Below are 11986 nucleotides of genomic sequence, written 5' to 3'. Positions count from 1 at the left end.
GCGGCGGGCAGGGCGGCCGCCGCAAGCTCGTCCGGGTCGACGCCGAGTGGGGGCGGGCGGTGCTCGGGGAGGTCGCGGCTGCGGCACGACGCGGGGTGGACCCGGTCGCGAGTCTGCGGGCCGCGGTGTCGGCGCTCGAGGAAGCCGGTCGCGCCGTGGAGTGATCCCCGGTCGGGAGATCGCTCCGGGCAGGGGAGAACGGGCGCCCTCCCAACCCGAAAAAGAGAGGGCGCCCGTGAGCGGGCGTCGGCTCCACCAGGGAGAGGGGCCGACAGGGAAGCCCGCTCGAATCGCGGGACGCACTGCAGCACGTCGCCCCGCGAATCGGTCCGGAGCGTGGATCAGGCACGATCCGGACCGAGGTTCTGCATGCAGTATGCCAGTGGGTCGGCAGGCGCGCAAGCCGGAGACGCCCGTCTGCCAGAATTGACCGCATGGCAACGACCGTGACGGCACCCCGTGGCATGCGTGACTTCCTCCCGGCGGACAAGGCCCGGCGCGAGCACGTGCTCGGTGTCGTGCGGGACGTCTACTCGCGGCACGGTTTCGACGAGATCGAGACCCCGGTGGTGGAGGACGCCGCGCGGCTGCACTCCGGGCTCGGCGGTGACAACGAGAAGCTGGCGTTCGCGGTGATGAAGCGCGGGCTGACCACCGAGGACCTGCAGGCTGCCGAAGCGCCGCTGGACCTCGCCGACCTCGGTCTCCGGTTCGACCTGACGGTCCCGCTGGCCCGGTTCTACGCCTCGCACCGTGCGGAGCTGCCGTCGGTGTTCCGATCCGTGCAGATCGCGCCGGTCTGGCGTGCCGAGCGCCCGCAGAAGGGTCGCTACCGCCAGTTCGTGCAGTGCGACATCGACATCCTGGGGGAGCCCGGGCAGCTCGCCGAGATCGAGCTCATCCGCGCGACGACCGCGGCCCTCGACGCCCTCGGGGTCCGCGGCACGACGATCCGGATCAACGACCGCCGGATCCTGCTGGCGCTCCTCGCGTCGTGGGGGATCACCGAGCCGGCCGCCGCGGACCGCGCGCTCATCACGATCGACAAGCTCGACAAGATCGGAGCGGACGGCGTCGCGGCGGAACTCCGCAGCACCGTGGGCGCCGACCTGCCCGGGCTCGAGGACACCATCCGTGCGCTCGAGGCCGCCGACTGGACGTCCGTCGAGGGGGCACCGTGGCTCGACGCCGAGGCCTTCGCCGACCTGCTCCGCCTGCGCGAGGCGCTCCCAGGGGTGGACCTGCGCTTCGACCCGACGCTCGTGCGCGGCATGGGGTACTACACGGGCACGATCTTCGAGGTCGCGCACCCCGACTTCGGCTACAGCCTCGGTGGCGGCGGCCGGTACGACGGCATGATCGGCCGGTTCCTCGGGCAGGACGTCCCCGCGGTCGGGTTCTCGCTCGGGTTCGAGCGGCTCGTCGACCTCGTGACCCTCCCGGAGTCCGCCGAGGCCGACGCCGTCGTGCTCGTGTACGACAAGGACGTCGACCCGGTCCGGCTCGCCGCGCTGAAGACCGAGGCGCTGGTGTCTCACCGACGCGTCCGGCTCGAGCGCCGCACGAAGAACACCAAGAACCTGCTCGCCGGCCTCGCCGCCCAGGGCTTCACGGCGTTCGCGACCGTCTCGGCGGACACCGCGTCGCTCGAGGGCGTCGAGTTCCGCCCGCTCGACTGAGCACCCAGTCCTCGTTCCAGCACGGACTCGTCCACAGCGGGGCGTCACGGCCGACGTCGTGTTCACCTCCGCTCGCTAGGATCGACACCGCAATCACCACAACCAATGTGTAGGGAGTACCCCGTGGCCCTGATCGATGCCGTAGGCGCACGCGAAGTCCTCGATTCCCGAGGCAACCCGACGGTCGAGGTCGAGGTCCTCCTCGACGACGGCGTCGTGTCCCGCGCGCTCGTCCCGTCCGGTGCATCCACCGGCGCGTTCGAGGCGTACGAGCTGCGCGACGGCGACGCCTCGCGCTACGGCGGCAAGGGCGTCCTCAAGGCCGTCGACGCCGTCCTCGACGAGATCGGCCCGGCGCTCGAGGGCTTCGACGCCACCGACCAGCGCCTCGTCGACGCCGCGCTCATCGAGCTCGACGGAACCGAGAACAAGTCCCGCCTCGGCGCGAACGCGATCCTCGGCGCCTCGCTCGCCGTGGCCCGTGCCGCAGCCGACTCGGTCGACCTGCCGCTCTTCCGCTACCTCGGCGGCCCGAACGCGCACACGCTGCCCGTCCCGCTGATGAACGTCGTCAACGGTGGTGCCCACGCGGACACCAACGTCGACATCCAGGAGTTCTTCCTGGTGCCCTACGGCGCCGAGTCCTTCTCCGAGGCGCTCCGCTGGGGCGTCGAGACCTACCACGCCCTCAAGGGCGAGCTGAAGAAGCAGGGCCTGGCCACCGGCCTCGGCGACGAGGGCGGCTTCGCGCCGGAGCTCGCGTCGAACCGCGCGGCGCTCGACTTCCTGCTCACCGCGATCGAGAAGGCCGGCTACACGCCCGGCAAGGACATCGCCGTCGGCCTCGACGTCGCGTCCACTGAGTTCTTCTCGGACGGCAAGTACCAGTTCGAGGGCAAGCAGCTCTCGAGCCAGGAGTTCACCTCCTACTTCGCCGAGCTCGTCGCGAACTACCCCCTCGTCACCATCGAGGACCCGCTGGCCGAGGACGACTGGGAGGGCTGGTCGCACCTGACCGCCGAGCTCGGCGACAAGGTCCAGATCGTCGGCGACGACCTGTTCGTCACCAACCCGAAGCGCCTGCAGCGGGGCATCGACGAGAAGGCCGCGAACTCGATCCTCGTCAAGGTCAACCAGATCGGCACGCTCACCGAGACCCTCGACGCGGTCTCGCTCGCGCACCGCCACGGCCTGACCTCGATCCTGTCGCACCGCTCCGGCGAGACCGAGGACACCACGATCGCGGACATCGCGGTCGCGGTCGACGGTGGTCAGATCAAGACCGGCGCCCCGGCCCGCTCGGACCGCGTCGCGAAGTACAACCAGCTGCTCCGCATCGAGGAAGAGCTCGGCGACGCCGCGGTGTACGCCGGTCGCTCGGCCTTCCCGCGCGCCGCGTCGCTGTAACCAGCCGCTCAGCAGTACCCGCACCACCGAGACGCCGTCCTCCTCCAGGAGGGCGGCGTCTCGTCGTGTGTGCGGTCCCGAGGTGCCGAGCGGTCAGGACGTGCCGCGCGCGCTGCGTCGAGTGGTCGCGAGTCGTCGGCTGGCCCGGGCCCGGCCGACAGGACGTGACCACCGGACGTGCACCGGGCGGTGTGTGGTGACCACTCCGGGTGCGGGGCGGACGGACGGGCCGGAGCCGTGCCTCCCGGCTGCCTCGACGTCACGACGCGAGACGCTGAGAGGGCGCCGAACGGCCGCGTGCCGGGCGGCCCGACCGACCGTGCCGGGTTATCGTCGGACCGTGCCCAGCCAGAAGCCCCGCGTCCGCCGCGTCCCCGTGGCGATGCCCGACGGCAGCACACCCGAGCAGCCCTGGTACCGCTCGATCCACTTCTCCGGGTTCAGCCTGCTCATGCTCGCGATCATCGTGCTCTTCGTGGTGGTGCTCGCGCCGTCGCTCCGGACGCTCATCCAGCAGCAGGAGCAGATCGCCCAGCAGCAGCAGGAGGTCGCGAGCCAGAAGGCCGACGTCACGCAGAAGAAGAAGGACGTCGCACGCTGGGACGACCCGGCGTACATCGAGGCGCAGGCCCGCGACCGACTGCTCTACGTGTACCCGGGCGAGGAGAGCTACCTCGTGATGGGCACCGAGGACAAGCGGGCCGAGAAGACCCCCACCACCGACTCGGGCACCCCCGTGAGCGCGAAGGTGCAGACGCCCAAGGTCGACTGGGTGCAGGCGATGCTCTCGTCGGTGCTGCAGTCCGGGCTCACCGACGAGCGGGCAGCCGACCTCGTCGCCCCCGACGTGTCCGGCACGGGCGACAGCAAGTAGTCCCGGACCGCAGGGCGCGGAGCCGTCCGGCCCGACGGTGCGAGGGGTTCCGCTTCTCCGGTAGGCTCACGTTCCCGTGACGACCCCTCCCTTCGACCCGCCCTCCGACCGCGACGTCCAGGTCGTGTCGGCGCAGCTCGGCCGACCGGCACGTGACGTCATCGGGATCGCGGCACGCTGCGTCTGTGGCAACCCCACCGTCGTCTCCACGAAGCCCCGGCTGTCGAACGGCACCCCGTTCCCGACGTTCTACTACCTGTGCCACCCCGCGGCCACCGCTGCGGTCAGCACCCTCGAGGCCAACCAGGTGATGCCCGAGCTGGCAGCCCTGCTCGAGGACCCCGAAGTCGCCGCGCAGTACCGCGCGGCCCACGAGTCCTACCTGGCCGATCGCGAGTCGATCGAACACGTCGACGAGATCGACGGCATCAGCGCCGGTGGCATGCCCACCCGCGTGAAGTGCCTGCACGCCCTCGTCGGCCACGCCCTCGCCGCCGGACCCGGCGTCAACCCCATCGGCGACCTCGCGCTCGAGCGCGCGGACTGGTCGCCCTCCCGGTGTGAGTGCCGGGCGTATGATGACGGTGCAGACGCTGGAGTCGGGGCGGGTGGCGGCGAAGTCTGACCCGACTCCCGCACACCCCCATCCAAGGAGATCATCCCCCGTGCCCAAGATCCTCGTCGTCGGCGGCGGTTACGCCGGTTTCTACACCGCATGGAAGCTCGAGAAGCACCTTCGCCAGGGCGAAGCCGAGGTCGTCATGGTGGACCCGCTGCCGTACATGACGTACCAGCCGTTCCTGCCCGAGGTCGCCGCCGGTTCCATCGAGCCGCGTCACGCGGTCGTCGCGCACCGTCGTCACCTCAAGAAGACCCGCGTCGTCACGGCGAAGGTCACCAAGGTCGACCACGCCACCAAGACGGCGACGATCACCCCGACCGAGGGCGAGGCGTGGGAAGAGTCCTACGACCAGATCGTCATGACGGCCGGCGCGGTGTCCCGTACGTTCCCGATCCCGGGCGTCGCGGACGAGGCCATCGGCCTGAAGACCATCGAGGAAGCCGCGTCGATCCGTGACCGCATCCTCAGCAACTTCCACAAGGCGGCGAACCTGCCGGCCGGTCCCGAGCGCGACCGCCTGCTCACCGTCGTCGTCGTCGGTGGTGGCTTCGCCGGCATCGAGGTGTTCGCCGAGCTCCGCTCCTTCGTCACCGACCTGCTGAAGAGCCACCCGCAGCTGTCCTTCGACGACACGCACTTCCACCTGGTCGAGGCGATGGGCCGCATCATGCCCGAGGTCTCGCTCGAGACCTCGCACTGGGTGCTCAAGAACCTCGCCGAGCGTGGCGCGACCGTGCACCTCGAGACCCAGCTGGCCTCGGCCGTGGGTGGCGTCTGCGAGCTCAAGACGAGCGACGGCGCGATCGAGACCATCCCGTCCGACCTCATCATCTGGACCGCCGGCGTCATGGCGAACCCGATGGTCAAGGGCACCGACTTCCCGCTCGAGCAGCGTGGCCGCATCCGCGTGCAGCCCGACCTGCGCGTGGTGGACGACAACGGCGTGATCGCCGACGCATGGGCCTGCGGCGACGTCGCAGCCGTGCCGGACCTGACCGGTGGCGGTGTCGGCGGGTTCTGCGTGCCGAACGCCCAGCACGCCGTGCGCCAGGCCAAGCAGCTCGCGAAGAACGTCGTCGCGACCATCCGTGGCGAGGCGACGACCGACTACAAGCACGAGAACCTCGGCGCCGTCGCGGGTCTCGGCCTCGGCACCGGTGTGTTCCAGTCCGGCAAGTTCGCCATGAAGGGCTTCCTGGCCTGGGGCGCCCACCGCGGTTACCACGGCCTGGCCATGCCGTCGTGGGAGCGCAAGTGGCGCGTCATCGGCGACTGGGTCGGTGGCTTCTTCCTGGGCCGTGACATCGTGTCGCTCGACGACCGCGAGACCCCGCGCGCCGCGTTCGAGGCGTTCGCGTCCCGTCCGAAGCCCGCCGCCGAGGCCCCGGCCGCGCCCGCCGCGGCCCCGGCTCCGGAAGAGGGCAAGGTCGCCGGTGCCGCCGGCCCCGTCTACGGCGAGCCCGCGAAGGACGTCTCCAACGCCCCCGAGCCGGTGACGGCCCCGGCCGACGCCAAGTAGCAACGCTCGTCACGAAGGCGGTCACCTGCGAAGGGTGGCCGCCTTCGTGCATCGGTAGGCTGTTGCGGCCCGCCCCCGTGGCCCAATCGGTAGAGGCACGCGACTTAAAATCGCTGAGTTGTGGGTTCGAGTCCCACCGGGGGTACCGCCGAGGCTCTGGCGCGGCGCCCGCCGCGTGGCGCCCGCCGCGTGCCGCTGCGAAAGCGACAGAACTCTGCGAACAGTTTGCGTCGTTCTGTCGCTCCGGCCGCACAGTCCGAGCGATGGTCCTGCCATCTGTCGCTTCGACGGTGGGATCGGGGCGCCCTGGGCATCGGACTGGAGGCGCGGGACCGGCCCGCCACGTGCCTCCCGGCCCGCGGACCGTCGCCTTCCCGCGAAGACGGCGCGACTGCACGACCGGCTCGCCGCCCAGTAGCATCGACGATCGTGGTCGGACTCGGAAGCGCACTCGCCAACCTGCAGAACGCCCTCCGCCGACCGGAGGCCCACGTCGAGGTCGTCGACGGCGAGAGCGTCCCGGTCGGCATGCTCCTCGGCACCCTCGGAGCCCTGCTCCTGGACGCCGGCAGCTCCGTCACCGACGTCCGGTCGGCGCTCGAGAAGGCCCGGGACGCCGCCGGGGTCGGACCGACGCTCGCGATCGGCGTCCTGCCCGCCCTGGTGATGGTGAGCGAGGTCTCGACGGGCGCCGCCACCATCGTCAACGCCGAGGGCGTCGAACTGTCGTCCCGCCAGGCCGCCCGGGCCAACCGCGTCGTGCTCGGGCTCGAGAGCGGCTCCATCGCCCTCGCCGAGATCCCCGCCCGCGTCCGGGCCATCCGGGCCGGCACCGTCCCGCCGCCCGCGCTGCCGTGGATCCTCGGCAACGCCCTGACCTCGGCCGGCCTGGCCGTCGTCTTCCGCTGCCCCTGGTGGGCGATCGTCCTGGCGCTCGTCGTCGGCGGCCTGGTCGGCGTGATCGGACTGGTCCTCCGGCGGTTCCGCGAGGCCGTGGCGATCATCCCGTTCCTGGCCGCGTTCGTGTCGACGGCGATCGTCGGCCTGGTCGCCGCGGGCACCGGGTTCGAGCAGGTCCCGCTCTTCGCGGTCTGCGCCCCGGTGGCGGTGTTCGTCCCCGGCGCACTCATCACCAACGCGTTGCTCGAACTCACCGCCGCGGACATCGTCACCGGGTCGTCCCGACTGGTGCAGGGGCTCATCATGCTCGGCTTCATGGCCGCCGGCATCGCGTCCGGCAGCGCCCTGACCGGGTTGCACGTCGACCCGTCGTCGGCCGCGCTCGTCGGCGAGGTCGCGGGGGTCGGCACCGACCTGGCCGGCTGGGAGTCCGTGCCCGCGTACTGGGTGTCGTGGGTGGCCGTCGTGGTGCTCGCGGTCGGGCTCGGTCTGGTGTTCCGGTCCGGGTGGCGCCTGACGCTCGTGTCGGTGGCGGTCATGGTCACCGCCTACGCCGTGGTGAGCACGACGACGCCGCTCTGGGGCAGCGTCGTCGCGACCGGGGCCGCAGCGGCGCTGCTGTTCGTCGCGACCCGGTTGCTCGAGCGGCTCGTGCCGGCGATCCCGGCGACGGTGTCGTTCTTCCCGGCGTTCCTGCTGCTCGTGCCGGGGACGGTCGGGCTGGTGGCGGTGGCCACCTTCGATCCCGAGGCGCTCGCGACCCCGCTCGCGACCTTCGTCAGCCTGTGCATCGGGACGAAGATCGGCGGGCTCCTGCCCGGCCTCTTCGCCCGCAACGCGCCCCGGCGCGCGGTGGACGCGACCAGCTGACGGACGGGAGGCCCCTGGCGGCGCCGCCACGGGCCTCCAGGCCGTCACCGGCCGGGTACCGGGCCCGCTACGGCTCGATCAGCCGGCCCGCTGCCTGGTCCGCCGCGGCCGTGTCCTTCGCCAGGTAGTGCACCTTCTTGCCGGTGGCGTTGTAGGGGACGTCCGGGACGAAGCGGTACCGCCGCGGGCGCTTGTAGCGGGCGAGGCCCGGGTGGGAGCCGGTCCACTCCTCGAGCGTGGCGGCTGCCTCGGCGTCGTCGGCCGGCAGCCGGTCGCCGGCACGGACGACGTACGCCGTGACGACCTCGCCCCACCGCGGATCCGGCACGCCCACCACGATGGAGTCGGCGACCCCGGGGTGTTCCTGCAGCACGGCCTCGACCTGGACGGGGTGCACGTTCTCGCCGCCGGAGATGACCATGTCGTCCTTGCGGCCCACGATCGTCACCCGCTCGTGCTCGTCCCACGTGGCGAGGTCGCCGGGGTAGAACCAGCCGTTCGCGAACTTCTCGGCCTCGAGCCCGGGGTTCCGGTACGAGTAGCCGGACTTCACGGTGCGCACGGCGAACTCGCCGATCTCGGTGCCGTCCTTCGCCACCGTGTCGGTCGGGTCGGCCAGACGGTCCTCGTGCACGCGGACGACGGCGACGTCGTCGTCGGTCGATGCGCGACCGGTGGACCCGGCGCCGTCCGGGAAGTCCTCGGGGCGCAGGAACGTGTTCCAGAAGGTCTCGGTGGTGCCGTACCCGTTGAAGATCCGCGGCGACAGCAGCTCCTGGTAGCGCAGTGCCGCGGCGCGGTCGAGCGGTGCGCCCATCGTGACGATGCCGTTGAGGCTCGACAGGTCCCGCGCCCCGCGTTCCTGCGCGTCGGCGAGCTGCACCAGGTTCGGCGGGGCCCCGATCAGGAACGTCAGGCGCTCGGACTCGACCAGGTCGAGCACCCGGTCGGCGTCGAAGTGCCGCAGCGTCGTGAGTTCCGCGCCGACGTAGAACACCGGGTTCGGGCCGCCGGAGTACAGGCCGCCGCGGTGGAACAGCGGTGACATGTTGAGCGTCTTGTCGAACGGGCTGAGCGGGAAGTGCATGACCACGTCGTGCGCGCTGAGCACCTCGACAAGGCTCGGCAGCGGGACGGGCTTCGGCCGACCGGTGGTGCCCGAGGTGTAGAGCCGGGTGGACTCGTCGTAGGTGCTGCGTGGGCCGATCGCCGCGAGTTCCTCGGAGGAGACGGGATCGGACGCGAGCAGCTCGGCGAACCGGTCGTGGTCGCCGCCGACCGGGACGACGTGGTCCGGCCGGTGCGGCGAGGACTCGATCGCGGCGGCGATCGCACTCGTCCGCTCGGTGTCGTGCACCAGGACGGCGGGTGCGGAGTCCTCGATGATGAACGCGACCTCGTCGGGGGCGAGCCGGAAGTTCGTCGGCGAGAACACCGCGCCGATGCGGTGGCAGGCCAGGTAGAGCATCGCGAACTCGGGGGTGTTGAACAGCTCGACCATCACGACCGAACCCCGTCCGCCACCGTGCCGGACGAGCCACCCGGCGACCCGGTCGACGGCGTCGCCGAGCTCGGCGTAGGTCCACGAGCGGTCCGTCTCCGGCTCGCGCAGCGCGGGTCGGCCGGCGAAGCGGTGGGTGTTGCGGGCGAAGCCGTTCGCGTAGGTGAAGCTGCCCTCGAACACCTCGCGGAAGCGCGTCGCGTCGTAGTCGGACCGGGTGTCGGCGTGGGGTTCCGGGTCGGGTCGGGTGTCGGTCATCATCGCTCCTGCCGCGGTCGTGCGGTGCACACCGTCGGTGCTGCGCGGGCACCGGTCGCGCGGCACTGCTGCACCGCTGGTCCGGTGCGGCGTCGGTCGTCCGTGCGGGACGGCGAACGTCCTCCGTGCGGTGCGACCAGCACCGATCGTCACACTAGCCCGCTGTCCGCGAACCGGCTCGGAAGTGCGTCTTCTGTCCGACGGGTGGTGCGGTACGCCGCTCTGGAGGCCCGGCTCGGGTCAGACGCGGGCCGCGCGCCGGTCGGTGCGCAGCCAGACCAGGGCCGCGATCGCGGCCGCCACGCAGGCCGCGGCGATGCCGACGAGCAGGGCCGGTGCGGCGTGCGTGCCGGTCGTCCCCGAGTAGACCGCGGTGGTCAGCGCGACGGCGACCACCGCGAGCGCGACGTACCGACCGCGGGAGGCGGCGAGCAGCGCGCTGCCTTCGGACCCCGCGACGGGCAGCAGGGTCGCGACCACGGCACCGAGGCCGCCGACGCACAGCGTGATGGCGAACTCGGACCCGAGCGACACCCAGAAACCACCGCCCGCGAGCAGGCTGTGCAGCACCCAGCCGGCCGCGGCGAGTCCGAGGAGGGCCAGCACCCGCCAGGTCGCACCCCGGGCGCTCGCGGCGATCCCGGTACCGAGGCGGAGCGGTCCGGTCCCCAGTCCGGGGCGGACGGAGGGCACGAGGACGACCCCGACGATGAGCGCGGGGGACAGGTCCGCCGCGCGGGTGACGCCGCACGCCACGAGGGCTGCGAGCACGAGCCACGGCGACACCCGGAACCCGATCGTGCGGTGGTCGCTGCCGGCTGCCCACCGCGTGGCGAACACGACGGCGGCGGTCAGGACGCCGGTCCCGGCGAGGACGGCGATCGCCAGACGGGCGTACCGGGCCTCGAGCTCGACGCCCACCCCGAGCAGGGTGCACAGCGCCGCGACGGACACCGCGAGGGTGATCGACGCCCAGGTCGGCAGGACGTCGTCGCCGCGTGCGCGGTCCGACCGCGAGCGGTTGCGGCCGAGCAGCCCGGCGAACGGCGAGCGGAGGCGACCCCGGGTGGCCGCGGCCACGAGGGCGAGCGGCGCCGCGATCAGCAGGAGGAACCCGGCGGCGACGGCGGTGGCGACCAGGACGGTCCGCCACGAGAACGCGGCCTGGATGGTCGGGACGGTGCGGTCGTAGGTGGTCGCCGCGGTCCAGTCGCCGGCGGGGCCGGACCAGTCGGGGTGGCCGCCGGCGCTGCCGACGCCGGCCGGGGTGCTGCCGGTGCCGGTGCCGTCGCCGTTGTTGGACCCGTTGCCGTTGGCGGTGCCTGCTGCGCCGCCGTCCTCGTTGCCGTTGCCGCCGTCGCCCCCGTGGCCGGCGGCGTTCGTGCCGGTGCCGGTGCCGGTTCCGCCGTGGCCGGTCGCGCCGGGGGTGCCCGTCGTCGCGCCGGATTCCGGCGCCGACGTGCCCGGCGTCCCCGGGGTGTCCGTGGCGCCCGGGGTCGGTGTGGCGGTCGGGGCCGTGGTGGTGGACCACACCGTGACCCGGACGGCGGCCGACGACCGGGAGTAGTTGCCGGCGACGTCGTGCTGCGTCGCGGTGAGCTGGTGCCCGCCGGCGCGCAGCGTCGACCCCGCGGTGGAGCACGACCACGAGGCGTCCGGCGCGACCACCACGCCGCACACCGGCGCACGGTCGACGTACACGGTCACGCGGGCGCCCGGCTCACCGGTCCCGGCGACCGTCGTCGAGCGGGTGCCGATCCGTTGGCCGTCGTCCGGCGTCGTGATGCGCGGGGCAGCGGGCGCCGTGCGGTCGACCGTGATCGTCACGGGAGCGGAGGCCGCGCTCCGCAGGTCCGACCGGTAGCCGCGCGCCGTGCTGGCGGTCTGCGACGCGGTGACGGTGAACCGGCCGTCGGCGAGCGACCCGAGGGCGGCGACCCACCGACCGTCCGCACCGACCCGGGCGGTCTGCTGGGCCGAGGAGCCGGACACCGACAGCAGCACCGTCGATCCGGGGTACCCCGTGCCGGAGACCGTGCCGCCGGTGGGCCCGGCGGCCGCCAGGGTCGGTGGGACGATGACGTCCGAGGCCGGTGCACTCGCGACGGGCAGCGCGGCGACGAGGTCGCGCACCGTGAAGACCTGTTGCGGGCCGGAGCGGACGGTGCCCAGGCAGGCCCAGGAACCGTTCGGGTCCACCCGGGTCGTGCACCCGGACGAACCCGTCGCGGCCGGGCCGGTCACCCGGACGGTGTGCCCGGGGGTGCCGGTGCCGTGGAAGCGCGTCGTCCCCGTCGTGACGTCACCCGGGTCGGCGATGGTGGGCCGAACGGCGGGACGCGTGGGGGTGGGCGTC

Annotated in this window: 8 protein-coding genes and 1 tRNA gene; 7 read left to right on the top strand and 2 right to left on the bottom strand. The window is 72.7% G+C overall.

Going from position 1 to position 11986, the window contains the following annotated elements; all coding sequences use genetic code 11:
• Window positions 1-434 precede the first annotated feature (434 nt).
• The 7 genes from hisS (at window position 435) to DEJ01_RS10920 (ending at window position 7871) form a co-directional block, all read left to right on the top strand.
• Window positions 435-1679, top strand: a complete 1245-nt coding sequence (gene hisS / locus DEJ01_RS10950) for a histidine--tRNA ligase (protein ID WP_111092988.1) — start codon at window positions 435-437, stop codon at window positions 1677-1679.
• A 123-nt stretch (window positions 1680-1802) separates the two neighbouring features.
• The gene (gene eno / locus DEJ01_RS10945) at window positions 1803-3086 is read left to right on the top strand and encodes a phosphopyruvate hydratase (protein WP_027464494.1); all 1284 of its coding nucleotides are present in this window, start codon (window positions 1803-1805) and stop codon (window positions 3084-3086) included.
• A gap of 340 nt (window positions 3087-3426) precedes the next feature.
• Window positions 3427-3960, top strand: a complete 534-nt coding sequence (locus tag DEJ01_RS10940) for a septum formation initiator family protein (protein WP_111092987.1) — start codon at window positions 3427-3429, stop codon at window positions 3958-3960.
• A gap of 76 nt (window positions 3961-4036) precedes the next feature.
• Window positions 4037-4585 carry a DUF501 domain-containing protein gene (locus DEJ01_RS10935; protein WP_071406119.1) on the top strand — a complete coding sequence of 183 codons (549 nt, stop codon included), beginning with the start codon at window positions 4037-4039 and terminating at the stop codon, window positions 4583-4585.
• 40 nt (window positions 4586-4625) lie between these two features.
• On the top strand, window positions 4626-6101 hold the full coding sequence (locus tag DEJ01_RS10930; RefSeq protein ID WP_017886746.1) for an NAD(P)/FAD-dependent oxidoreductase: 1476 nt from the start codon (window positions 4626-4628) through the stop codon (window positions 6099-6101).
• Between the two features lie 71 nt (window positions 6102-6172).
• Window positions 6173-6246 (top strand) — tRNA-Leu (locus tag DEJ01_RS10925).
• 284 nt (window positions 6247-6530) lie between these two features.
• Window positions 6531-7871 carry a threonine/serine exporter family protein gene (locus DEJ01_RS10920; protein WP_027464496.1) on the top strand — a complete coding sequence of 447 codons (1341 nt, stop codon included), beginning with the start codon at window positions 6531-6533 and terminating at the stop codon, window positions 7869-7871.
• 67 nt (window positions 7872-7938) lie between these two features.
• On the opposite strand, the gene DEJ01_RS10915 is transcribed toward DEJ01_RS10920, so the two are convergent.
• Both DEJ01_RS10915 and DEJ01_RS18170 read right to left on the bottom strand, forming a co-directional pair.
• Window positions 7939-9630 carry a class I adenylate-forming enzyme family protein gene (locus tag DEJ01_RS10915; RefSeq protein WP_111093020.1) on the bottom strand — a complete coding sequence of 564 codons (1692 nt, stop codon included), beginning with the start codon at window positions 9628-9630 and terminating at the stop codon, window positions 7939-7941.
• A gap of 240 nt (window positions 9631-9870) precedes the next feature.
• Window positions 9871-11986: Ig-like domain-containing protein (locus DEJ01_RS18170; RefSeq protein WP_111092986.1), on the bottom strand; the 2116-nt coding region annotated here is incomplete at its 5' end.

The organism is Curtobacterium sp. MCLR17_040 (genome assembly GCF_003234735.1).
Lineage (GTDB): Bacteria > Actinomycetota > Actinomycetes > Actinomycetales > Microbacteriaceae > Curtobacterium > Curtobacterium flaccumfaciens.
Note: the sequence above shows the minus strand (reverse complement) of the source record. Positions and strands in the feature narration are given on the sequence as shown.

Coding starts and splice junctions, on each gene's coding strand:
- DEJ01_RS10915 (WP_111093020.1), bottom strand. CDS start 9,630: ATGACCGACACCCGACCCGACCCGGAACCCCACGCCGACACCCGGTCC.
- hisS (WP_111092988.1), top strand. CDS start 435: ATGGCAACGACCGTGACGGCACCCCGTGGCATGCGTGACTTCCTCCCG.